We start from the raw sequence: 22,319 nt of genomic DNA, 5'->3' as shown, positions 1-22,319 counted from the left end.
AGTGTGCTAGTCGACGTGGTGGGTGTCAAGGGCGCCTTTGGCGTCGCCTTCGGCGATCGAACAAGTTCGACCCTTGACACCCACCACGTCGACCAGGGAAGGACGCAGCTACGCGGATCCGCGCTGACGTGTGAGCTGCATTCAGGGGATTCCGTTCGCCCGGGTGGTTCCGGCGCGAAGGTGTGAGCTGTGTCCAGGGGATTCCACCCTCGCGGGTGGTTCGTGCGGGGTGTTGGGTGCTTCCGCTGATTCCGTCGGCCCGGGTGGTGCCGGTTTCCGGGGTGGCCCCATCCGGACCTACAGAAGTCGCGGAACCCTGTCCAGTAACCGGTTTCCCGGGTGGGTTCGGCGGGTTCTGTAGGTCCGGGTGGTGGGCCGTGCCGTAGATCGTGGCGTGGTTCGGTCGGCTGCCGGTTTGTGGGGCCGATGCCGGTCTGCTGGGCGCTATCGGTCGAACAACCCGGTATCGGCGGTGGGGCCGTCGGGGTGGATGCCGGGTCGTTGGGCCGATGCCGGTCTGTAGGGCGGTATCGGTCGAGCAGGCGGCTATCGGCCGGGTGGTTCGTCGGCTGGTCCGCCTGGTGGTGTGCGCGTTCCGCTAGGTGGTTCGACAGCGGGTGCCCCGGACATCCAGCACTCAGCAACCTCCCCGCCAGGCACCGGAACCTCCCGGCCAGGCGCCGGCTCAGGCGTGGAGCCGCTCCGGCGGGGGCACTGGCGGGAGATTGCTGAGTGGTGGAGGTCCGGGCCTTCGTCCTGCTGGCCGCATTCGCCCCGGTCGGCCCGAGGGATGCCGTCTGCCACCCCCAGCGGATTACCCGGGCGGCACCCTCGACGTAATCCCCTGGACTGTGGCCGTTCTTCTCAGCGGCTCCGGGCTAGCTGCGTCCTTCCCTGGTCGTGGTGGGGTGTGTCAAGGGTCGAACTTGTTCGAGCCCGAAGGGCCGCGAAGCGCCCTTGACTCACCTCGCCGCGACTAGCAAACTCACGCAGCCCGGCGACGCGAACCACATTCACCTACCCGCGAACCACCCACACCTACCCACCCGCGAACCACATGCACCCGGCGACCGACGAACCACGTGCACCGATGAAGCTCCCGAATCACGTGGGTTCAGAGGAGGAGGATGAGGGTGTAGAGGGCGGGGGCGGCGAAGGTGACGAGGAGGATCCACGCCATCATCTTGTGGCCGGGTTTGGCGCCGTCCAGGGATGACGCGAACTGGAGGACCGCGCCCTCTTCGGTGTGCCGGCTGAGGCCCATCCGCCGCGCCTCTTCGGGCCGGGTGTCGGGGCGCTCGTCGGCGAGGGCGTCCGGTGGGATGCCGAACAACGCAGGCCGGTCCGGTTCGAGATCGTCACGCTCGCCGTACATCCGGCCTCCCGCAGGGTGGATGGAGGGCCCAAGCTAACCCCGCGCCGGAGGTTCGCTCAAGCAACTTCCCCCATCGTCCCACCAACAGGAAAAGACGGCGGCCCAGCCTCGCCGAGCCGCCGTCCCTGTAGTCGCGCTACTACTAGTTGAAGTCAGCCACCCAGCCGACGATCTGCGTCTTGGTGCAGATGCCCAGCCCGCACAGGACGCCACCCTTGTGTTCGGCTTCCGCGTTGCCGACGCCGAGCTCCTTCAGGCCGCAGTTCAGCAGGGTGCCAGAGCTCTGGTCCATCAGCTTCTTGTATGCCGCATCGGCGCTCATCTCTTCGCCACCCGCGGCCGCCTCGGACCCGCTGGCGGAGAAGTCGTTGTCCTCCGCGCGGCTCTGTGCCTCGTTTTCGGCGCCGTCCGACAGGGCGTTGTTGCGACGGAGGGGTGCGCATCCCTCCGACTGCCGCGCACTGTCGATCTTGGAGAACAGGGCCTGCTCCTGGTCATCCATGTTGCCGTCGTCCTCGGGAGGAGGCGGTGTCGTGGAGGGCGGCGTGGTGGTCGTCGTTGTGCCTGTTGGCTTCGGGTTGGCGGTTGAGCCGGTGGATGGGGTGTCCGTTGGCGTCGTCGTCTCGCCCGGTTTGGTTGTCGGGACCGTGGTTTCTCGGTCCATGGGGCCGCCGGTCGACGGGGTCGCTCCGGGCGTCGCCGGGGTGGTCGGCGGCGTGCTGGTGGTTGCGCCGGGTGTTGGCGTGACCGTCTCGCGGCTGCCCGGGGCCGGCGGCGTGCCGGATGCAGAGACCGGGTCGGTCGATGCGGTGATGTAGGTGTCGTCGGGCCTGCTGACGTACGGGACCGACGCGTCCGCGTTGTCCGCCTGTGGTTGGTGGAGCAGGATCCACGAGATCGGGGTGATCACCAGGACCACCGTGCCGATCGCCACCAGGATTCGCTTGCCCCGCGATCCGGCCGGCTGGGCGGGTCTCCTGCTTTGCCGGCGCCGGGCGCCGGCTCCTCGCTCTGACATTACGTGCGTGTTCCCTTCACGGTCGCCCCCAAGACGTGCCTCAAGTCGTCTCACCGTGGCGCTTGTGAGGAGCGCCCGATGGCATAACAAGGACGGATCTACCCGCTGTAGCGGCCTGCGAACCGACCAAACGTGGTGGCCTGAGCACAACGTCTCCGGCCCACACGGTGGTCATCGGACAACGATCAACTCGATCGACCGAAGTCTTGGACCCAACTGCCCGGGCCCCAGTCGGATTTGACCTGGCCAGGGTCGTAGCCGATGCCGATCTTCGTGAACTTGCAGTTCAGGATGTTGTTGCGGTGGCCTTCGCTGTTCATCCAGGCGTTGAACACCTTCTGCGCCGACGAGTAGCCCGCCGCGATGTTCTCACCCCAGCCCGAACCGTTGTAGCCGGCCTTCTTGATCCGGTCGCCCGGGTCTTCGCCGTCGGGGTTCGTGTGGTCCATGTAGTGCCGTTGGACCATGTCCGAGGCGTGCGAGCCGGCCGCCTCGACCAGGCTGTCGTCCAGTGCGAGGGTCTTGCAGCCCTGGTTGCGCCGGGCCTGGTTGACGAGATCCAGTACGTCGCGCTCCTGGCTGCTCGTGCCTCCACCGCCGGGCGGCGGACCTGCCGGTTCGTCCGGAGTGGGCTCCGTCGTCACCGTCTTGGTCGGACTGGTCTTCGTCGGCTGCGTGCTCGGCTTGGGCTTCGTGGTGGTCCTACCGGCAGCGCTCTGCGGCGCCTGCGGCGTCACTGTGACAGTGGTCAGGCCGGTAGGTCCCGAGCTGATCACGGTCGTCGGCTGACCACTCGCCGGCGTACTGGTGGTCGACTCGGCCGACCCGAGGGCCGGTGTCGCGGCCGGGATCAGAGTGGTGGTCATGCCGTTCGGGAGGGTGGCCGTGACGGTGATCAGCGGTTTGCTGGTGCTGCCGTCATCGGTGGTCCCCTCGACCGCGGCCGGGCCGTTGTTGTCCTCGGAGACGTTCAGAACCTTGGTGGGGTCGGCGACATCGGAACTGTCGCGAGACGTCATCACCCAGGCGACCGGAGCGATAGCGAGCAACACCGACAGCGCACTGACGATCGGGCCGATCAGGCCGCGTCGTCGGGGTGCCTTTCTGCTGCGGTGTCGCCCAGGGGTTGGCGAGTCCGTCATGGGTGGGCGAATCCTCTTCGTTTCATCGTTCCGGAAGTCGTTTCGTCGTTCCCCGCGCGTTGGCCAGGCCCCCCTGGTTACCGAACAGAGACCTTAACGGATCAGCCAGTCACCGTTACAGGTCAGCGAACCGTCTTAACGAACCCCAAAGGTTCGCCTCAGCCACCGAAGTCCTGGACCCAACTTCCGTTGCCCCAGTCGGGCTTGACCTGCCCGGAGTCATAGCCGATGCCGATCAACGAGTAGTCGCAGTTGAGGATGTTCTTGCGGTGCCCTTCGCTGTTCATCCAGCCCTCGACGACGGCCGCCGCGGAGCTGTAGCCGACAGCGATGTTCTCCGCCATCGACCCGCCCTTGAACCCGGCCGCCTTCATCCGGTCGAAGGGGCTGCGGCCGTCCTGGCTGTTGTGGTCGAAGAAGTGGTGGACGACCATGTCGGACGCGTGCAGATCGGCCGCGCGGGTGAGGGCGCTGTTCGTCCGCAGCGGACCACAGCCCGCCTTCTGCCGCTCGTTGTTGGTGAGCTGCAGGACCTGCGCCTCCTTCGAACCACTCGGTGCCGGCGGCTTGGTGGTCGCGGTCGGCTTCGGTGTGCTCGTGTGGCTCGGCTTCGTCGAGGTCGGAGCGGGTGTCGGCTTGGGGGTGCGCGTGGTGCCGCGGCTCGGCGCAGTACTGGTTCGCGTCGGCTTCGGTGTCGCGCTGGGCGTCTTCGTCGTCGGCTTGCTCGTGGCCTTCGTCGGGGTCGTGCTCGGCGTCGGCGACGAGACAGGTGGCATCGACGAGCTGTCCGTGGAGGTGGTCAGGGGCTCGTTCTGCCCGGTCGAGACCGCGTCCCTGCCGTCGCGGGTCACGTACCAGCCACCCGCCGCCAGCAACGCGAGCACAGCGACCGCCGCGAGGATAGGTCCGGCCACCCCGCCTCGCTTCGCCCGTCGCCTGCCTGCGGACCGTCCCCGGGATTCGTTCGGTGCGTTCGTCATAACGCTCGGGACCGTAGCGGATCCAGCTGCCGACCACGACCCCTTGTGACCAACTTCCTGCCCGCATTGACGAATCCTTGACGTACCTGCCCCGTGGATCCCGTACTGTCCTAGACCTCTACGAAGGGGCGATAGACGTGCGGGTTGTGGTCGGTGGCGGACCAGTTGGTACTGCGGTGACGCGGGCGCTCGTGGATCGCGGTGAAGAGGTCAAGCTGGTCACGCGCAGCGGCAGTGGACCAGATCTCCCCGGCGTCGAGAAGGTGGCGGCCGATGCCACGAACGCCGAAGTACTGAGCAAGATCGCCACCGGTGCCGACACGTTGTTCAGCTGTGGTGGTCCGGCCTACGACCGTTGGCCCGTCGACTGGCCGCCGCTCGGTGCGTCCTTGATCGAGACGGCCGAGACGACCGGCGCACTGCTGCTCACCACCGGCAATCTCTATGCCTATGGCGCACCCACCGGCCCGATGAAGGAGCAGGACCCCGACAGGCCGAACTCGGTCAAGGGTGAGGTCCGCGCCAAGCTCTGGGCGGACGCGCTCGCCGCACACCAGGCCGGCCGGATCCGCACGGCCGAGGTTCGCGGTTCCGACTACCTCGGAGCCGGCGCCAACTCCTTCTACACGATCGCCGTGCTCCCCGGGGTCCTCGCGGGCAAGAAGACGGCTGTGCCGGCCGACCTGGACGTCCCGCACAGCTGGACCTCCATCAACGACGTCGCCGCCACGATGGTGGCGATCGCCGGCAACGACCAGACCTGGGGGAGGACCTGGCTCGTGCCGACGCCGGCACCGTTGTCGATCCGTGAGCTGTCCACCCGGGCCGCGGCGCTGGCCGGAGTACAGGCTCCTCGGTTGTCGAGCCTGCCGCCCGCCGTGCTCTGGCTGGCCGGATTGTTCGACAAGCAGGCCAAGGGGATCCGGGAGTTGCAGTACCAGTTCCGGAAGCCGTTCGTGGTGGACTCGTCGCAGGCCGAGCAGACCTTCGGGATCGAGCCCGTGCCGACCGACCGTGCGCTCGAGGAGACGATCAGTTCGATCGCGCGATGACGATGTCCGCGATGACCTTCCAGCCGAGGCTGCGGTAGAGCCGCAGCCCGTCGATCGAGGCGATCAGGATGCCGCGTTTGGCGCCCTGCGCAGCGGCTGTCTCCACGAGTGAGGCCATCACCGCGCTGCCCAGACCGCGCCGCCGGTGGGCCGGGTCGGTCTCGATCCGGTCCGCGACAGCGTCCTCGCCGACGACCGCCATCCGGCCGCTGGACACCACGCCACCATGCAGCGTGGCGCGGGTGATGATCAGGTCGGACTCGAGCTCCGTGTGCAGGGCATAGCGCTCGTTCAGCTTCAGGGCAGGCTGCTCCGACAGCTGGATGGTCATCAGCCAGTCCTGCTCCCGCTGCACCTCGAGCCCCAGGTCCTCGAGTTGCTCGATGCGCGCCTCGCGGTCCTCGGTGGCCAGCGTGATCCAGCCGGCCCCGCGGCCGCCACCCGCCGCCAGGGCGAGCTCGGCGGCACGTTCGACCCGCTCGGGTTTGTCGTCCGCGTCGAGGACGACGTACTCCATCGCGCGGTTCTCCTCACCCGCTCGAACGGTCAGGATCCCGTCGTTGTCATCCTCGACCTTGGTCCAGCCCCGCGAAACAGACCACCCGGCCTGCCAGCGGCGGACGAGTTCCTCACGATCTCTCACCCGTCGATTCAACCAGTCAGAACGTTCCACGGCGAGGGGAACAGTGTCGGCTGTCACAAACAGGCCGCATCCGGCCGCTCTCAGTCGGTGATCAGCCGGTCGAAACAGAGGAGGTCGTCATAGCTGTCGTCGCGGCGCGGGCTCGCCGCGCGGGCGGTGCCGGTCAGGGTGAATCCGTTGGCCTCGGCAACGTGCGCGGAGGCACTGTTGCCGTCAGCAGCGAACAGCATGAGCCGCCGCCGGCCCAACCCACCCTCCTCGATCGGCTTGAAGGCCTGGGGAATCACCAGCCGGACCGCGGTGGTCATCACGCCGCGGCCGCGCGCTTCGGGGTGCAGCCAGTAGCCGACCTCGCCGCTGGTCCGGTCGATCCGGCTCCGCAGGTCGAACACGCTGACGTTGCCGAGCAGTTCGTCGGTGACCGGGTCGGCGATCGCCCAGGACACCCCTTCACCCGACGCGAGATTCTCCAGCCGGCTCTCGATGAACGCCTCGGCGTCCGTCAGTTGGTACGGCGAAGGCATCCCCGCCAGCCAGTACTGCGTCCGCCCGTCGTTGCACGCCTCCATCACCCGCTTCGCGTCCGTACTACGCATCGCCCGCAGTCTGAGGCCATCGCCCTCGATCACCGGCACCTGCCACCAGTTCCCCTGCGGCTCCGGTTCGTCGTCCCGCGCGATCGACGCGATCCACTGGTCCTTGCGGACACCCCGGGCCAGCCCGTCGTCCGGAACCATCACCAGGTTGCGGAACCCCGCCTTCCACGCGACCCGGCGCGACGCCCAGTTCCCGACGAACGCACGCCAGGTCACCCGGGTCCAGCCGAGCTCGTCGAACGCATACCTGACCACGAGCTTCACCGCCGCGGTCATCACCCCGTGCCCGCGAGCCCAGGGCGCCACGGAGAACCCCACCTCGCCGGTGCCACCTCCGACACCATGGAGACCCACGGTGCCGGAGAAGCGGCCGTCGTACTCGATCGCCCAGGCCCACGGACCGTTCTCCCGCCAGCCGGCCGGGATCACCTCGTGCAGGAATCCGATGGCGTGCTTACGCTCGTACGGGACCGGGATGGTGGTCCAGCGTTGCATCGTCGGGTCCTGGCACATCTCGTACATCGGCTCCAGATCGGCCGCGGTGTGCGCGCGCAACGTCACCACACCGTCGGTCAGCACCGGAACGTCCTCGGGGAATCGCATGCCCCAAAGCGTGACTCCCCGGGCGCCTCGCGGCAACGCCATTTCGCCCGGTACGCAGTACAGGCGCGGGAACCGGCCTTTTCCCACTGCGCTGCGGCAGCGCAGACCTTAGGCTGTCAGTTGTGAACGATGCCGGCTCTCTTGATTCCTCTCGGGTCGAACCGCCCCGTGGCCGGGGCGGTCAGCTCGCTGCCCAGCGGCAGGCCACGATCGTTGCCGAGGTCAACAGCCGGGGCGCGATCACGGTGGCGGAGCTGGTGGACCGGTTCGGCGTGTCGGACATGACGATCCGGCGCGACCTGGACGCCCTCGACTCCAGCGGCCTGCTGCACAAGGTGCACGGCGGCGCCACCTCGGTCGGTCTGCGCAGCGCCCACGAGCCCGGGTTCGACGCCAAGCTCACCCAGGAGTCCGCCGCCAAGCAAGCGATCGCGGCCGAGGCCGCCCGCCGCGTCCAGCCCGACAGCGCGATCGGCATCGGCGCCGGTACGACGACCTACGCACTGGCCCGGCAGCTCCTCCGGGTGGAGAACCTCACCGTGGTGACGAACTCGGCCCGGATCGCCGACGTCTTCCACGGCAATGGCCGCTCCGACCGCACGGTCGTCCTGATCGGCGGCATCCGCACCCCGTCGGACGCCCTCGTCGGCCCGATCGCGACAGCGGCCCTACAGTCCCTCCACCTCGACATGCTCTTCCTCGGCGCCCACGGCGTCGACGCCGAGCACGGCCTCAGCACTCCGAACCTGATGGAAGCCGAGACCAACCGCTCCTTCATCGCCGCCAGCCGCGAGGTCGTCCTGGTCGCCGACCACACCAAGTGGGGCACCGTCGGCCTCAGCACCTTCGCCACCTGGAACGACCTGGACGTCGTCGTCACGGACGCCGGCCTCCCCAACCCAGCCCGCAAAGCCACCCGCGACACCGGCTGCACCCTGGTCATCGCCTGAGCAGGTCGGCATCACCGGTGCGGAGACTGTTCCTCGTCCTCTGACCTCGCGGCGAACCGACCTCCGCTCCTCGCCCCCTTCGGTACTCGCAACTGCCTGCCGGCCGGTGCAGTGAGTTGCGTGGTAGCGGCGCCACCGCTGTGGGCGACTCCGAGCATCTCTGTCCTCAGACCGTCGAAGGCGTTCTCGAAGCGCTTCTGCTCGGTTTCGTCGATTCCGTTCGCCGATGCCACTCTGCGCCAGTCCCTGGTCGCGTCGATCACCTCGAGCAGCACTCGTCTGGCATCCGTCTCGGTCAGATCGAAGGTAGGTGCGTACATCATCAGGCCGGTCAGCTCATCCCCTCTGCCGCGGGCGCCACCGATACCGGTCACCCGCTCCTCGACGACGTTCGGGTTCGGGTTGATGTCGAAGGCCGGCGAGAGGTGCCAGCCAGTGACATCCTCGCGGAGGAAACCGTGGTTTCGCAGGTGGTCGTCGGTGTTGTGGATGGCGACAGAGAAGGCGATCCGCCGCCACAGTTCACGGAGATCGGCCGAGGTGCGGGAGCTGTGCTCGGGCAGAGTCTCGGCGAGCTCCGTGTAGTCGCGGGCGTCTCCGTCTCGGCCCGACAGCAAGGTCATCGCGCTGATGTAGGGAATCCGGTGGCCGGCATTGCGATCGAATCGGTCGAGGACGAGCACATTGCGCCCCGCGGTTCTCAGGAGTTCGTACCCAGGAACCTCGATGCCCGCCCTGCCTGCGAGATCCAGCGCTGTCTTCTCCCAAGCCATCACATCCCACTGGTCACTGTGATGCGGGAACTTGGCGATGAGGAGCCGGTCCCCGTCGCGCACGGACGCCTTGGGTCGTGCTCCACCGAGGGATCCTGAGCCCGCATCCAGGAGAGCTTTGATCGCCGTGAGGTCGTCACCGTCGGCGGCGACCTTGTCGGCAGCGCGCAGCAGTCGCGGCAATTCAACCATCTTCGGAACGGTCAGGTCGGGATCGAGGTACGGACCGTCGGCGGATTTCCGGAAGCGCAGTGCTCCCTGGCGGGTCAGATCGCTGACCCCGATCAGGAAGTCGACGTCACTGAAGGAGGGCGGGGTGCGCCCGTCCCGCAGCGCCTGCGCCTGGAGCTTCTGCCCGATGAGGTTCTTCCCCCACCGATCGGGGGAGCAGTCCGTGAACGCGCCCGGAAGTCCGTCGGTCTGATGCGAACCGGAGAAGAGCGCCAGAGCAGGATCGATGGCGAAGGCTTCCTTTCGCCGCAGATATCCCTCGTCGTACCGGACCGACGTCGCCAGCGCGTTGCGACGACGAGAGAAGTATGCGGTGCCGGCATCGACGCTCTGGCCCTCGATATCAACAGAGACGATCAATGAGTCGGTCACGATCGCACCCGTCGCGGAAGTGCTTCGTCAGCACGTGCTCGGCCGAGGTCAGTCTCGTAGGGGTCTAGTGCGTCGACCAGCCGGTCCAGCGCGCCGAGCACCCGGGCGACGTTGAGGAACACGTCGAGGCCGACCGTCGCCTCGCCGTTCTCCAGGCGGCGGAGAGTGCCCCGTGAGATCCCAGCCCGCTCCGCGACCTGCTCGGCGGTGAGATGCTGCAGTTTGCGCCAGGTGCTCAGGTGCGCACCGATGGTCTCAGCGCTGATCCGGGTCCTGGCCGGTAGTGGCCTTGCCATAGTGAAACTCCTCGCTTATGGCCGTTACATCGACCACTATAGCGCTTTATGGTCTATGTAACGGCCATAAAGATCTGAAGCTTCTGGTAGGGGTTCAGGACCGTCGGGACGCTCCTGCGGAGGGAGTGGCGGCTAAGGAGGTCGGAGTCTGGAAGTTGTGGCTGGCGAAGGCTTTTTCGATGGCGGTCAGGACTGCGGGGGCCTCGGTGGTGTTGACGAGGGCGATGATGCAGCCGCCGAAACCGCCGCCGGTCATGCGGGCGCCCAGGGCGCCTGCACCGAGGGCGCTGTCCACGGCCACGTCGAGTTCGGGGACGGTGATCTCGAAGTCGTCGCGCAACGACACGTGCGATGCCGTGAACAGCGGGCCCACATCGCGCAGGCGGCCCGCGTGCATCAGGGCCACGGCGTCTTCCACCCGGCGGATCTCCGTGACCACGTGGCGCACGCGGCGGCGTACGACGTCATCTGACAACCGGGCCAGCGCAGCGTCCAGGTCTTCGAAGGCGATCGACCGCAGAGCCGGTACGCCGAGTTCGGCCGCGGCTTGTTCGCAGCTCTTCCGGCGGGCTGCGTACTCCCCGTCGACGTGCCGGTGTGGTGCCTTCACATCGACCACGAGCAGCGTCAGGCCGTCAGATTCGGGGTCGAAGGGGATCTGCTCGGTCGACATCGCGCGGATGTCGAAGTACAGGGCGTGGCCGGCGGTGCAGCACATCGACGCCATCTGGTCCATCAGGCCGACGGGCGCACCGACGTACTGGTTCTCTGCCCGCTGGGCCAGCCGCGCGACCTCCGCGGGGTCGACATCGATGCCGTGCAATCACAGCAGGGTAACGGCTGTCGCGCACAGCAATGCCGCCGACGAGGACAGGCCGGCGCCTGACGGCAGGTCGGAATCCACCAGCAGGTTGGCGCCGCCGATCTCGTAGCCGGCCTCGCGCAACACCCAGGCGGCACCGGCCGGGTAGGCGGCCCAGTCCTCGACCGAGCCGGGCTGCAGCGAGTCGAGGCTGAACTCGATCACTCCGTCGTGCCCGGTGGAGGCGACCGCGAGAACACCGTCCGTGCGGGCCGACGCGGTCACCAGGATCTGGTTCGGCAACGCGATCGGCAGCACCAGGCCGTCGTTGTAGTCGGTGTGCTCACCGATCAGGTTGACCCGCCCGGGGGCCCGCCAGGAGCCGTCGGGTTCGGTGCCGAAGACCTCAGCAAACGTGCTCACGAACCAACCTTCCGCAGTGTCTCGGCGACATCCTCCGGCCGGGTGTCGGAGATGAACGCGCCCATCCCGGACTCGGAGCCGGCCAGGTACTTGATCTTGTCGGCGGCCCGGCGGATCGACAACAGTTCCAGGTGCAGGTAGCCCAGTTCGCGGTCCACCCGGACCGGCGCCGAGTGCCATGCGGCGATGTAGGGCAGCCGGTCGCCGTACAGGCCATCGAACCGGGCGAGGACGTCGAGGTACAGCTCGGCGAAGTCGTCCCGCTCCTCCGTCGACAGTTCCGCGATGTCAGCGACCTGGCGGTGCGGGTAGAGGTGCACCTCGACCGGCCAGCGCGCGGCCTCGGGGACGAAGGCGGTCCAGCTGCCGTTCTCCGCCACCACCCGGGTGCCCTCCTTGCGCTCGGCGGCCAGGATGTCGGCGAAGAGGTTGCTGCCAGCAACTGCCTGGTGCTCGCGGGCGCGGGCCAGCAGGGTCTTGATCCGCGGCGGCAGGAACGGGAAGGCGTAGATCTGCCCGTGCGGGTGGCTGAGCGTCACGCCGATCTCACGGCCGCGGTTCTCGAACGGGAACACGTACTCCACGTCCGGCCGGGCGCTCAGGTCGGCCGTCCGGTCGGCCCAGACGTCGGTCACCAGCCGGGCCTGGCCCTGGGACAGATCGGTGAAGGACTTGTTGTGGTCGCTGGTGAAGCAGACGACCTCGGCCCGGCCCGGGCCGGCGAACGACGGGAACCGGTTCTCGAACACGGCCACGTTGTAGTCGTGGTCCGGGATCTCGGTCGGGTTGCCCGGCTTGGTCGCGCACAGCGGGCACTGGTCCGCCGGCGGCAGGTAGGTCCGGGTGTTGCGGTGGGTCGCGTAGGTGATCACGTCGCCGGTCAGCGGGTCGATCCGCAGTTCCACCTGTGGCTTCGGCTCCGGCAGACCGCGGGTGTCCTCGAGTGGCACCCGGACCGGGCTGTCGGCGGGGTCGTAGTACAAAAGGTCCCGGCCGTCGGAAAGCTTGGTGTCCGTCCGCCGTGCGCCACGCGGTGTGTTCATCGTCCGACTTCCTGCTGCGACTGCTCGGAGGGAGCCCGGATCGGAGCGCCCCGGCCACGACTTGGCCATGAATCATCGTAAACCAACACGTTCGAACATGCATGGTAGGACCCGCCACCGCTACCCTGGATCGATGGACGACGCCCAACCATCGCGTCCTCTCCCCCCGCACAGGAGAGGGCGCTAGGAATCCCTTAGTCATGAACGAAACCCTGCTCAACATCGTCCTGATCTTCGTCTTCGTCCTGATCGGTGGCGTTTTCGCCGCTGCCGAGATGGCTCTGGTCTCGCTGCGCGAGAGCCAGATCAAGTCCATCGCGCACCGCGGCAAGCGGGGCGAAACGGTGGCCCGGGTGGCCGCCAACCCCAACCGCTTCCTGTCCGCCGTGCAGATCGGCGTGACCCTGATGGGCTTCCTGTCCGCCGCCTTCGGTGGTGCGACGCTCGCCGACGGGTTGTCCCCGCACCTGCAGAAGCTCGGCCTGCCCGAGGGCCTGGCGAACACGGCTGCCCTGATCCTGATCACCATCGCCATCTCGTACGTGTCGATCGTGCTCGGCGAGCTCGCGGCCAAACGGCTCGCGCTACAGCGGGCGGAGCAGTTCGCGCTCGGCCTGGCGCCGCTGGTGGACCGGATCGCCTCGGCGGTCCGGCCGGTGATCTGGCTGCTCTCGAAGTCGACCGACCTGGTGGTCCGCGCCCTCGGCGGTGACCCGAACGCGAACCGCGAGGTGATGTCGGACGAGGAGCTCCGCGATCTGGTCTCGGCGCACGAGTCCCTCGGCGAGGAAGAGCGCCGGATCGTGGACGACGTGTTCGAGGCCGGCGGCCGCCAGCTCCGCGAGCTGATGTTGCCCCGCGGGAAGGTGGACTTCATCGACGCCGAGATGCCGGCGTACAAAGCGGTCAAGTTCGCGGCGGAGCGGCCACACTCGCGGTATCCGGTGATGAACGGGACGGCCGACGACATCGTCGGGTTCGTGCATGTCCGTGACCTGTTCGATCCCGCGGTCGCGTCGCGGTCGGTCCGGGTCGGCGACCTCGCGCGCGACGTACTGATGCTGCCCGACACCGCGAAGCTGCTACCGACGCTGACCGAGATGCGGCGGCGCAGCACCCATCTGGCGATCGTGCTGGACGAGTACGGCGGTACGGCCGGCATCGTGACGATGGAGGACCTCGTCGAGGAGCTGATCGGCGACATCAAGGACGAGTACGACGAGGAGTCGGGCGAGACGACCCGGCTCCGCAGCGGCGACGTCGAGGTGGACGGTCTGCTGAACCTGGACGACTTCGCCGAGGAGACCGGGGTGGAACTGCCGGACGGGCCGTACGAGACGGTCGCCGGATTCCTCGCGGCCCAGCTCGGCCGGGTCCCCGCGGTCGGCGACGAGGGCGCCGTCGACGGCTACAAGGTCACCGTCACCGAGATGGACGGCCGCCGCGTCGCCCGCGTCCGCGTCCACCGCGTCGCCGCCGCCGAGGAACCCGCCGCCTCCGACTAAACCCTTGCGTCCGAAGAACCTTGGGCTATGACCTCAGGTTCTTCGGACGCAACGACTTGGGAGAGCAGGGGGAGGCGGGCGAGGACGACCAGGCCGCCGATGACGAAGCCGAGGCCCTGGACGATCAGGACCGGGATGATGCCGACGATTTCTCCCAGCACGCCGGCCGCCGAGATGCCGACCAGCAAGGCGACCCCTTCGGCAGCGAACAGAGCACCGAACACCCGGCCCCGCGACGCATCGTCGGTGAGCCGCTGGATCACGGTCATCGAACCTGCTACCAGGAACGCGCCCGGCAGCCCGACCACGATCATGCAGACGAACGCTGGCGCCAGGCTGTGCCAGACCAAGGGATAGCAGAACAACACCAGGTCGATCAGCCCGAACACGAGCGCCCCGAACCCCCACATCTTGGCCGCGGAGAGCCGCGAGCCGACCGCCGCCGCGACCAGTCCGCCGACGATCCCGCCGATCGCCTGTGACGAGGTGATCAGCCCGTACGCCGTTCCGTCGCCACCGAGCTCGGAACTCACGAACGGCGCGAACAACGTGCTCATCGCTCCTTCACCAATCCCGGTGACGAGCCCGAACACGAACACCAGTCGCATCGCGGGGCCGGCCACGCAGATCCGGAGCCCCTCGATCCACTCGTTCTTCAGTTGCCGGACGGCTCCGGTGGTTCGTTCCCGCACGACCCGCGCGGCCCGATGACGCACGCCTAGTAAGAAGGCCATCGCGATCAGATAGCTGGCAGCGTCGACGAGGGCCAGCAAGGTGAGTCCGCCGACCGCAGCGAGGACGCCGCCAAGGGCTGCCCCGACCAGCCGGGCGATGTCGCTGCTCTGGCTGTTCAGCGCGTTAGCCGTGACCAGGTGCCGCGGTTCGACCAGCAGGGGGACCATGGACTGCTCGGCCGGCCGGAAAAATTGCTGGAGGCAACCTTGTGCGAGCACCACCAGGTAGATCACCCAGAGCATGCTCTCGTCGCGGACCACCAGCAGCGGCAGCAGCACGATCGCGTGCAGCAGGTTGGTGGCGATCATCGTCCGCCGCCGGTCCCACCGGTCGACGAACACCCCGGCCAGCGAGCCGAGGACGACCAGTGGCAGGAACGACGTGAGCAACAATCCACCCGACGCCAAGGTGGAGCCAGTCAGCGTATAGACGTAGAACGCCAGCCCCGTTCGCAGTACCCAGTCACCCGTCAGTGAGATCAGCCCGGCGCCGAGCACCAGCCGATAGTCCCGCTGCCGCACCAGAACCTGCCACAGATCCCTCATGGCTCAGTGCCCTCCTCTGGCGGCACAGTCTCTGGAGACACCGTGACTATGCGGGTGATGTCGACGTGCCGGCTGCCCGGCGGACGGGTGGACTTGTCGTCGATCGGCCGCTCGTCGACGTACCGCTGCAGCAGTGCACTGATCTGCTCCTCGAGCTCGGCGAGCTCCTCGCCGGTGAGGTAGATCCCGGTGTGCCCGATCCCGGCGTTGTTCACCCAGATGGCGGGCTCCTTCGCCCGCCGCTGCTGCCAGTCCGCGAGCTCGCCCAGGGCCCGCTCCGCGACCAACTGCTCCAGTACGTCGGCCGCCGCCGCGGCCTCAGGCGAGCTCATTGCCTCGCGCCACGACTGCGAGGTGGACACCAGTCGCCACGGCCGCTCCCGGTTGTCCTTGCCCGGGGCCGGCTCGACGAAGTCGTACTTCGCCAGCTGCCGCAGGTGGTGGGAAGCCAACGCCTGGCTGATCCCCAGCCGGCGAGCCGCATCGGCCGCGGTCAGCGGACCCTCCGTGCCGAGCAAAGCCTGCAGATCCAGCCGAACCGGATGCGCGAGCGCCCGGATGGCCAACGGATCGTCGAGCAACCGCTTCCGTCGCGATTCTGATTCCAAAGACATGCTTGGAATATGCGCCGCATGCCAAACCGATGTCAAGCCCTTGCTTGGAATATACTTCCGGCTCAGGGTCGCCTCAGCGGCGGTCGGCCTGGTCGCGGAGCCAGTCGAGGGTGGCTTCCGCGGAGGTGAGGACCGACAGGTGGCCCTCGTCCGGCAGCAGCCGGAGCTCCGCTCTGGGGCAGTTCCGCGCGAGCCATTCGCCGTGTGAACACGGGATGACGCGGTCCCGGGTGCCGTGCAGTAGCAGGATCGGCGCGGTGATCGTGGTCGGGTCGCAACCCCACGGCGTGACATAGCCGAGGTCGTCATCGATCTGGCCGTAGGGTCCCGCGGTCATCGCAACATCCCCGGCCACCCTGCCGAGCCAGGACCACTCCCCGTCGAAGATCGCGAGGTCGACAGGGAGGAACTCGGGGTCGTAGGCGAAGTCCGAGGCCTCGAAGGCGGTCTTCGCCGCCCGGCCCTCGAGTGCGGCCGACAGCGCGGCGACCCCGGACGGGATCATCCCGGCGAACCAGTCCAGCCCGCGTACGCCGTACGGGGCGATCCCGGCGAGGCTTACGACGGCCTGCACCCGGTCGCGCAGTACGGCGGCGGTGCCGAGCGCGTGCGAACCGCCGCCCGAGTAGCCCATCACGGCGAATTCATCGATGCCGAGCTCGTCGGCGACGAACCGGGCGTCCTCGGCGACGGTGGTCATGGTCCGGCCGGGCATCGGGGTCGAGCCGCCGTACCCGGGCCGGTCGAAGGAGATCCAGCGCAGGCCGAGCCACTCGCCGGCCTCGACCAGCGGCTCGGGCGGCGCGCCGAGGTTGGGCGTGCCGTGGTGCCACAGCACCGTGACCCGCGCGGAGTCGCCCGGCGCCGTGTCGTAGACGTGCAGGATCCGGCCGTCGTTCAGACGGAGGTCGATCTCTTTCACGGAAGTCACCTTAGGTTCGCGGCGATGCTCTGACGGCCGGTACGTCGAAGGTTTGCCCGAAGGTTCGACATTTCGGGAAATCGACACAGCGGGAAATCAACGCAGCGGGAAATCAACGCAGCGGGAAGTCGACGCAGCGGGAAGTCGACGCAGCGGGGAAATGTCGAGGATCCGATCGGGCTTCCGACCTCTGCTGCGAAGATCCATCCAGACCGAAAGGAACCGACCGTGAAGTACTTGTTGTTGATCCACAGCAACCCAGTGACCTGGGGACACCCTTCCTTCCTGAACACCGAGAAGGGGATCGCACTGACGAAGAAGCAGCGCGACGCGCTGGCCGCCCAGTTGGAGGAGTTGCTCACCGAACTGGACGACAAGGGCGAGCTCGTCGCCGCGGTGCCACTCGAGGCGCCGTCGCGGACCAAGGTGGTCCGGATCCGCGAGGGTGTCCGGGCGACCACGGACGGCCCGTACTCCGAGGCCAAGGAACAACTCGCCGGCGTCTTCATCGTCGATGTCGACACTCCCGAGCGGGCCGAGGAGATCGCCGCCCGGATCCCGGAGGCGCAGTTCGTCGCCGTCGAGCTCCGCCCGGCCTCCATCTTCGAGGAGTAGTGACGTTCCGTAGTACTAGCTGACCAGGCGGGTGTGGTTGGAGCGGGTGGCGAGGGCCGGATCGAGGGCTCCGAGCGCCAGCCAGGTCGCTCCACCCACCCCGTTGTGAGCGGTCAGGACCTCGCCGTGGAAGTGCTCGTGAATGCTTTGCCGGAGCAGCCGGCCGACCGGTGACGATTCGCCCGCGACGCTGCCCGCGAGCACCAATGGACCGTTGTCCGACGTTGTCCGGAGCCGGCTGACCGTCTCTGTGAGCAGTTCGGCTGCGCGTTTCACCAACGCCTGCGCCGTCTTGTCGTTCTGGTCGTACGCCGTGACGACGGTGCGGGCCAGCTCCGCCAGCAGGACCGGTGGACGGGCGTTCACCGTGTTGATCAGGTCATCACGGAGCCGGTTGTACCCCTCACGCTCAGCGATGGCGTGCTCGTCGTGGTCCGGTAACACGGCCTTCACCACGGCCTCGCCGAGTCCCGCGATCGGTTCCCCCAGATCCAATGCGCGCAGCAGACTGCGCACTGCCTCCCGGCCGAGCCAGAAGCCCGAACCGTCGTCGCCGAGCAGCCAGCCGTGTCCGTCCGCGGTGCGAACCAGTCGGTGGTCGCGCATCAGGCCCGCGTTGCTCCCGGTCCCCGCGATCAGCACGGTGCCGTCAGGCTCCGGCGTACCGGAGGCGAAGGCGACCTCGAGGTCGCCGATGTAGTCCGGTGCGCAGACCAGGCCGGCGCCGTTCCAGGCCGCGTCGAACTGGGCCCGAACCGCGGGGTTGGCCAGCGCGGCACCACCGGCCATGCCGATCACCGCCGTCCTCACCAGCGCCGGGTCGACGCCTTCCAGTGCCTGGTGAATGGCCTGTCCGAAGTTGGCCGCGGCACTCGCGGGGTGGCTGGTCGGATTTCCGCCCGCGGCGGCCCCGCGGCCTACTACGTTGCCCTCATGGTCCGCGATCACGATCCGGGTGGAGGTGCCGCCGAGGTCGCCGCCCAGGACCAGTGCGGTGGCTGGCATCAGGACCACTGGATCCCGTGGTTCCGGAACCGGGCGTTCGAGCGACATAGGCGATGCTCCAAACTGCTCAAAAGAGACTATTTATGAACAATAACAAGCAAGGTCACGCAACGGTCCCGATCTGGAGGGAAGAGTGAGATGATCCTTGACTTTAGCTGCCAGGTGAGAAAAGTTCTGTCCAGCAAACCGCAAACTTGCGCACTTGTCGGCACCAGGTGTGTCGCGGCGAACACATTAGTCGAGGGGTAGGGCCTCTGATGGCCAGCACGGCACCGGGCAGCACGAGCGCCAACGGGGGCAACAGCCCCGTGGAGGGCGGCGTGAGTGCACAGTCTTATGTTCACGCGCTGACGCCGATCCTGGCCGCGGTGACCGAGCAGATCGACGGCCCGATCCAGCAGGCGGCCGACCTGATGACCGCGTCGCTGCGCAAGAACGGTGTCATCCAGGCCTTCGGGTCCGGCCACTCCGAGGCGCTGGCGATGGAGATCGCCGGCCGCGCGGGCGGCCTGATCGCGACGAACCGGATCGCGCTGCGCGACCTGGTATTGCTCGGCGGCGAATCACCCGAGCTGCTCCGCGGTGGTGAGCTCGAGCGCGACCCGTCGTACTCGCGCAAGCTCTATGAATTGTCAGCCGCGCAACCCACCGACCTCTTCGTGATCGCCTCCAACTCCGGCGTGAACGGCTCGATCGTCGAGCTGGCCGCCGTGGTGAAGGAGAACGGCCACCCCCTGATCGCGATCACCTCGCTGCAGCACACCAGCGGCGTCGACTCGCGGCACCCGTCGGGCAAGAAGCTGATCGACTTTGCCGACGTGGTGCTCGACAATCACGCTCCGTACGGCGATTCCGTGCTAGACCTGCCTGACGGCGGCAAGGTCTGCGCGGTGTCGTCCATCACTGCCGCGCTGATCGCGCAGATGCTGGTCGCCGAGGTCCTGCGCCGGCTCACCGAGGCCGGCGAGACCGCACCTGTGTATCTGTCCGCGAACATCCCGGGCGGCGACGACCACAACCACGCCCTTGAAGCTCAGTACGCCGGCCGGATCCGTCGTACTGCCTGAAACACTCTCGGAAGGCGGGACCAATGAGTACTCCCAACAACCTGTCGCGGCGGCTGTTCCTGCAGCGCGCGGCGGTCGGCACCCTGCTGGCCACCGGCGGCAGCACGCTCCTGGCGGCCTGCGCCACCGGCGGCGACGACGACAGCGGTTCCGGCGGTGGCGGCGCCGACAAGAGCGCGGAGAACCCGTTCGGCATGGCGGACAAGGCGACCGTCGACGCGGTGATTTTCAACGGTGGGTACGGCTACGACTACGTGACGTTCGCGGCCAACATCGCGCAGGCGAAGTTCGCGGGCTCGACGTTCAAGGTCGCTCCGTCGACCCAGATCGCCCAGCAACTGCAGCCGCGCTTCGTCGGCGGCAACCCGCCGGACCTGATCGACAACTCCGGCGCGAACCAGATCGGCTTCAACACGATCCTCGACCAGCTCACGACGCTGGACGACGTCTTCGAGGCCAACAACTACGAGGGCACGAAGATCGCTGACACCCTGTACCCCGGCGCCAAGCTCCCCGGCACCTTCGACGGCAAGTTCGTCGCGATGAACTACGTGCTCACCCTCTACGGCCTGTGGTACTCCGAGAGCCTGTTCAAGGAGAACGGCTGGGAGCCGCCGAAGACCTACGACGCGCTGCTCGACCTCGGCGCCAAGGCCAAGGCGAAGGGCAAGTACCTGTTCGTCTGGGGCAAGGAAGCCGCGACCTACTACCACACCCTGGCCGTCGACTCCGCGATCAAGGAGGGTGGCGACGAGGTCCGGCTGGCGCTGGAGAACCTCGAGGGAGACTGCTGGTCGAAGCCGCAGATCCAGGGCGTGTTCAAGGCCATGGAGACCATGGTCAAGAACGGCTACTTCGTCCCCGGCGGCGCCGGCACCCAGTTCACCGCCGCCCAGGCGAAGTGGAGCAACGACCAGCAGGCCATCCTCTACCCCTCGGGCTCGTGGATCGAGAACGAGATGAAGAAGGCCACCAAGAGCGGGTTCCAGATGAAGGGGATCCCGGAGCCGACGCTCACCGAGAGCCCGAAGCTGCCGTACGCGGCGCTGCGCAGCGCGGCCGGCGAGCCGTTCATCGTCCCGGCGAAGGGCAAGAACGTTGCCGGCGGCAAGGAGCTCCTGCGGGCCATGCTGTCCAAGGAGGCGGCGACCAACTTCGCCAAGACGCGGCTGGCGCCGACGATCGTCAAGGGTCTTGTGCCCGCGGACGGTTTCGGTTCGACCGCGCTGCAGTCGCAGACCGCGATGCTGGACGCCGCCGGCACCAACATCTTCGACTACCAGTTCGTCGGCCTGTACGGCATGAACACCGACAACCTCGTGGTTTGGAACTCGTTCCTGTCCGGCAAGCTCGACGCGGCGGGCCTGACGAAGGGCCTGCAGCAGATCACCGACAAGGTGCGTAACGACAGCTCCGTGAAGAAGATCCCGGTTACCAAGTGACCATGACGCAAGATGTCGTGCCGGGCGGCGGACCCAAGCGGTCCGTCGCCCGGCGGCGGCGCCGGCCGCTGACCTTCGACCGGGCCAGCTTCATGGTCGTGTTCCTCGGCCTGCCGCTGGCGGTCTTCGTGGTCTTCGTGATCTCCCCGTTCGTGCAAGCGCTGTACTACTCGCTGACCGACTGGTCCGGGTTCAGCTCGGGGATGAACTTCGTCGGCTTCGACAACTACGTCAAGCTGTTTCACGACGACATCTTCATGAGGTCCGTGCGCAACAACGTAGAGCTCGCGATCGTCGTGCCGCTCGTGACGATCGTGCTGGCGCTGACCCTTGCCACGCTGGTGACGATCGGCGGCTCGGGCACCGGGACCGTCCGCGGACTGCGCAACTCAGGCTTCTACCGGATCGTCTCGTTCTTCCCGTACGTGATCCCCGCGATCGTGATCGGCCTGATCTGGGCCCAGGTGTTCACGCCGGGCTCGGGCGTGCTGGACGCGGTGCTGTCGAAGATCGGGCTGCACCAGTTCGAGAACTACGCGTGGCTCGGTGACGCGCGGACCGCGATGCCGGCCTCGATGTTCGTGATGATCTGGGGCTTCGTCGGCTTCTACATGGTGCTGTTCATCGCCGCCATCCGGGGCATCGACCCCGAGGTGTTCGAGGCTGCCCGGATCGACGGCGCCGGCCGGTTCCGTACCGCTGTGTCCATCACGGTGCCGCTGATCCGCGACAACGTGCAGACGGCGTACATCTATCTCGGCATCGCCGCCCTCGACGCCTTCGTCTACATGCAGGCGCTGAACCCCGGCGGCGGGCCGCAGAACTCGACGCTGGTCATGCCCCAGCAACTGTTCACCACGGCCTTCACCAAGGGGCAGTTCGGTTACTCGACAGCGATGGGCGTGGTCCTGGCCGCAGTGACGCTGCTGTTCGCGCTCGTGGTCTTCCTGGTGAACGCCCTGACCGGCGGACGTGAGCGGAAAGTGAAGGTACGCCGATGACAACCACCGCCGCCGACCGGCCCGACGTCGTCGCCGGGTCCCGCGCGCCCGACAAGCGGGCCCCGGAGGGCAGGGGCGTGGCCACGACCGCCCACATCGCGCTGATCCTGTGGTCGCTGCTGGTGATCCTGCCGCTGGTGTGGACGGTGCTGTCCTCGTTCAAGTCGACGCAGGAGGTCCTGGGCAACCCACTGTCGCTGCCGGGCCAGCTGCGCTTCAGCAACTACGCCACCGCCTGGACGACGGCCGGCATCGGTCGCTACTTCGCGAACACGGTGATCGTCGTGGGCACCGCGCTGGTGCTGGTGATGATCCTGGGTGCCATGTGCGCATACGTGCTGGCCAGGTTCTCGTTCCGCGGCAACCGGCTGATCTACTACTCCATGCTGGCTGGGCTGACGTTCCCGGTCTTCCTGGCGATCGTGCCGCTGTTCTTCGTACTGAAGAACCTCTCGCTGCTCAACACCCTGCCAGGGCTGATCATCACGTACGTCGCGTTCGCGCTGCCGTTCACCGTCTTCTTCCTGCACAGCTTCTTCAAGCAGCTGCCGGGCGAGGTGTACGAGGCG

At 67.7% G+C, this 22,319-nt stretch carries 20 protein-coding genes and 2 pseudogenes; 8 read left to right on the top strand and 14 right to left on the bottom strand.

Features of this window, described 5'->3' with window-relative positions; genetic code table 11:
• Positions 1 to 1,114: 1,114 nt before the first annotated feature.
• From VFG33_RS07440 to VFG33_RS07425, 4 genes are all read right to left on the bottom strand, one after another.
• Positions 1,115 to 1,375 (bottom strand): hypothetical protein, encoded by a 261-nt coding sequence (locus tag VFG33_RS07440; RefSeq protein ID WP_325023788.1) that lies wholly within the window; start codon positions 1,373 to 1,375, stop codon positions 1,115 to 1,117.
• Between the two features lie 142 nt (positions 1,376 to 1,517).
• Positions 1,518 to 2,393, bottom strand: a complete 876-nt coding sequence (locus VFG33_RS07435) for a CAP domain-containing protein (protein ID WP_325023786.1) — start codon at positions 2,391 to 2,393, stop codon at positions 1,518 to 1,520.
• Between the two features lie 185 nt (positions 2,394 to 2,578).
• Positions 2,579 to 3,535 (bottom strand): CAP domain-containing protein, encoded by a 957-nt coding sequence (locus tag VFG33_RS07430; protein WP_325023785.1) that lies wholly within the window; start codon positions 3,533 to 3,535, stop codon positions 2,579 to 2,581.
• A 158-nt stretch (positions 3,536 to 3,693) separates the two neighbouring features.
• A complete protein-coding gene (locus VFG33_RS07425) occupies positions 3,694 to 4,449 on the bottom strand; it encodes a CAP domain-containing protein (RefSeq protein ID WP_325023784.1) in 756 nt (251 codons plus the stop codon).
• Positions 4,450 to 4,652: 203 nt separating this feature from the next.
• On the opposite strand from VFG33_RS07425, the gene VFG33_RS07420 reads away from it, so the two are divergent.
• Positions 4,653 to 5,567 (top strand): NAD-dependent epimerase/dehydratase family protein, encoded by a 915-nt coding sequence (locus tag VFG33_RS07420; RefSeq protein WP_325023783.1) that lies wholly within the window; start codon positions 4,653 to 4,655, stop codon positions 5,565 to 5,567.
• Here the strand turns inward: VFG33_RS07420 and VFG33_RS07415 are convergent.
• Together VFG33_RS07415 and VFG33_RS07410 are read right to left on the bottom strand one after the other, a co-directional pair.
• Positions 5,548 to 6,210, bottom strand: a complete 663-nt coding sequence (locus VFG33_RS07415) for a GNAT family N-acetyltransferase (RefSeq protein ID WP_325023781.1) — start codon at positions 6,208 to 6,210, stop codon at positions 5,548 to 5,550. The genes VFG33_RS07420 and VFG33_RS07415 overlap by 20 nt on opposite strands.
• 80 nt (positions 6,211 to 6,290) lie before the next feature.
• Positions 6,291 to 7,409 (bottom strand): GNAT family N-acetyltransferase, encoded by a 1,119-nt coding sequence (locus tag VFG33_RS07410; RefSeq protein WP_325023779.1) that lies wholly within the window; start codon positions 7,407 to 7,409, stop codon positions 6,291 to 6,293.
• A gap of 122 nt (positions 7,410 to 7,531) precedes the next feature.
• On the opposite strand from VFG33_RS07410, the gene VFG33_RS07405 reads away from it, so the two are divergent.
• Positions 7,532 to 8,359, top strand: coding sequence for a DeoR/GlpR family DNA-binding transcription regulator (locus tag VFG33_RS07405; RefSeq protein ID WP_325023777.1), 828 nt, complete (start codon positions 7,532 to 7,534; stop codon positions 8,357 to 8,359).
• 11 nt (positions 8,360 to 8,370) lie between these two features.
• Here VFG33_RS07405 and VFG33_RS07400 read toward each other — a convergent pair whose 3' ends face one another.
• The 4 genes and pseudogenes from VFG33_RS07400 to galT form a co-directional block, all read right to left on the bottom strand.
• Positions 8,371 to 9,735, bottom strand: a complete 1,365-nt coding sequence (locus VFG33_RS07400) for a type II toxin-antitoxin system HipA family toxin (protein ID WP_325023776.1) — start codon at positions 9,733 to 9,735, stop codon at positions 8,371 to 8,373.
• A complete protein-coding gene (locus VFG33_RS07395) occupies positions 9,732 to 10,031 on the bottom strand; it encodes a helix-turn-helix domain-containing protein (protein WP_325023774.1) in 300 nt (99 codons plus the stop codon). Before VFG33_RS07395 ends, VFG33_RS07400 begins: the two co-directional genes overlap by 4 nt.
• A gap of 94 nt (positions 10,032 to 10,125) precedes the next feature.
• A pseudogene (galK, locus tag VFG33_RS41360) lies at positions 10,126 to 11,256 on the bottom strand (galactokinase).
• Complete coding sequence (gene galT / locus VFG33_RS07380; RefSeq protein WP_325023768.1) at positions 11,253 to 12,299, bottom strand: galactose-1-phosphate uridylyltransferase; 1,047 nt, start codon at positions 12,297 to 12,299, stop codon at positions 11,253 to 11,255. The pseudogene galK and the gene galT overlap by 4 nt, the downstream one beginning before the upstream one ends.
• A gap of 200 nt (positions 12,300 to 12,499) precedes the next feature.
• On the opposite strand from galT, the gene VFG33_RS07375 reads away from it, so the two are divergent.
• A complete protein-coding gene (locus VFG33_RS07375; RefSeq protein ID WP_325023766.1) occupies positions 12,500 to 13,804 on the top strand; it encodes a hemolysin family protein in 1,305 nt (434 codons plus the stop codon).
• Here VFG33_RS07375 and VFG33_RS07370 read toward each other — a convergent pair.
• From VFG33_RS07370 to VFG33_RS07360, 3 genes are all read right to left on the bottom strand, one after another.
• Positions 13,801 to 15,084, bottom strand: coding sequence for an MFS transporter (locus tag VFG33_RS07370; RefSeq protein ID WP_325023764.1), 1,284 nt, complete (start codon positions 15,082 to 15,084; stop codon positions 13,801 to 13,803). The two genes, VFG33_RS07375 and VFG33_RS07370, sit on opposite strands and share 4 nt — an antisense overlap.
• Positions 15,081 to 15,698: an ArsR/SmtB family transcription factor gene (locus VFG33_RS07365; protein WP_325023762.1), complete on the bottom strand. Its 618-nt coding sequence runs from the start codon at positions 15,696 to 15,698 to the stop codon at positions 15,081 to 15,083. The genes VFG33_RS07370 and VFG33_RS07365 overlap by 4 nt, the downstream gene beginning before the upstream one ends.
• 73 nt (positions 15,699 to 15,771) lie before the next feature.
• On the bottom strand, positions 15,772 to 16,620 hold the full coding sequence (locus VFG33_RS07360; RefSeq protein WP_325023760.1) for an alpha/beta fold hydrolase: 849 nt from the start codon (positions 16,618 to 16,620) through the stop codon (positions 15,772 to 15,774).
• A gap of 228 nt (positions 16,621 to 16,848) precedes the next feature.
• Here VFG33_RS07360 and VFG33_RS07355 point away from each other — a divergent pair, with 228 nt between their 5' ends.
• On the top strand, positions 16,849 to 17,235 hold the full coding sequence (locus VFG33_RS07355) for a YciI family protein (RefSeq protein WP_325023758.1): 387 nt from the start codon (positions 16,849 to 16,851) through the stop codon (positions 17,233 to 17,235).
• A gap of 15 nt (positions 17,236 to 17,250) precedes the next feature.
• On the opposite strand, the gene VFG33_RS07350 is transcribed toward VFG33_RS07355, so the two are convergent.
• Positions 17,251 to 18,240 carry an N-acetylglucosamine kinase gene (locus tag VFG33_RS07350; protein WP_325023756.1) on the bottom strand — a complete coding sequence of 330 codons (990 nt, stop codon included), beginning with the start codon at positions 18,238 to 18,240 and terminating at the stop codon, positions 17,251 to 17,253.
• A gap of 320 nt (positions 18,241 to 18,560) precedes the next feature.
• On the opposite strand from VFG33_RS07350, the gene VFG33_RS07345 reads away from it, so the two are divergent.
• The 4 genes and pseudogenes from VFG33_RS07345 to VFG33_RS07330 form a co-directional block, all read left to right on the top strand.
• Complete coding sequence (locus tag VFG33_RS07345; protein ID WP_325023753.1) at positions 18,561 to 19,307, top strand: sugar isomerase domain-containing protein; 747 nt, start codon at positions 18,561 to 18,563, stop codon at positions 19,305 to 19,307.
• A gap of 23 nt (positions 19,308 to 19,330) precedes the next feature.
• Positions 19,331 to 20,749, top strand: a complete 1,419-nt coding sequence (gene ngcE, locus VFG33_RS07340) for an N-acetylglucosamine/diacetylchitobiose ABC transporter substrate-binding protein (protein ID WP_325023751.1) — start codon at positions 19,331 to 19,333, stop codon at positions 20,747 to 20,749.
• A gap of 2 nt (positions 20,750 to 20,751) precedes the next feature.
• Positions 20,752 to 21,750 carry a carbohydrate ABC transporter permease gene (locus VFG33_RS07335; RefSeq protein ID WP_325023749.1) on the top strand — a complete coding sequence of 333 codons (999 nt, stop codon included), beginning with the start codon at positions 20,752 to 20,754 and terminating at the stop codon, positions 21,748 to 21,750.
• A pseudogene (locus VFG33_RS07330) lies at positions 21,747 to 22,319 on the top strand (carbohydrate ABC transporter permease); the annotation flags it as partial. The gene VFG33_RS07335 and the pseudogene VFG33_RS07330, both read left to right, overlap by 4 nt.

It is taken from the genome of Kribbella sp. (assembly GCF_035687465.1).
Classification (GTDB): domain Bacteria; phylum Actinomycetota; class Actinomycetes; order Propionibacteriales; family Kribbellaceae; genus Kribbella.
Note: the sequence above shows the minus strand (reverse complement) of the source record. Positions and strands in the feature narration are given on the sequence as shown.

Coding starts and splice junctions, on each gene's coding strand:
- VFG33_RS07440 (WP_325023788.1), bottom strand. CDS start 1,375: ATGTACGGCGAGCGTGACGATCTCGAACCGGACCGGCCTGCGTTGTTC.
- VFG33_RS07435 (WP_325023786.1), bottom strand. CDS start 2,393: ATGTCAGAGCGAGGAGCCGGCGCCCGGCGCCGGCAAAGCAGGAGACCC.
- VFG33_RS07430 (WP_325023785.1), bottom strand. CDS start 3,535: ATGACGGACTCGCCAACCCCTGGGCGACACCGCAGCAGAAAGGCACCC.
- VFG33_RS07410 (WP_325023779.1), bottom strand. CDS start 7,409: ATGCGATTCCCCGAGGACGTTCCGGTGCTGACCGACGGTGTGGTGACG.
- VFG33_RS07395 (WP_325023774.1), bottom strand. CDS start 10,031: ATGGCAAGGCCACTACCGGCCAGGACCCGGATCAGCGCTGAGACCATC.
- galT (WP_325023768.1), bottom strand. CDS start 12,299: ATGAACACACCGCGTGGCGCACGGCGGACGGACACCAAGCTTTCCGAC.
- VFG33_RS07375 (WP_325023766.1), top strand. CDS start 12,500: ATGAACGAAACCCTGCTCAACATCGTCCTGATCTTCGTCTTCGTCCTG.
- VFG33_RS07370 (WP_325023764.1), bottom strand. CDS start 15,084: ATGAGGGATCTGTGGCAGGTTCTGGTGCGGCAGCGGGACTATCGGCTG.
- VFG33_RS07365 (WP_325023762.1), bottom strand. CDS start 15,698: ATGTCTTTGGAATCAGAATCGCGACGGAAGCGGTTGCTCGACGATCCG.
- VFG33_RS07350 (WP_325023756.1), bottom strand. CDS start 18,240: ATGCCAGCCACCGCACTGGTCCTGGGCGGCGACCTCGGCGGCACCTCC.
- ngcE (WP_325023751.1), top strand. CDS start 19,331: ATGAGTACTCCCAACAACCTGTCGCGGCGGCTGTTCCTGCAGCGCGCG.
- VFG33_RS07335 (WP_325023749.1), top strand. CDS start 20,752: ATGACGCAAGATGTCGTGCCGGGCGGCGGACCCAAGCGGTCCGTCGCC.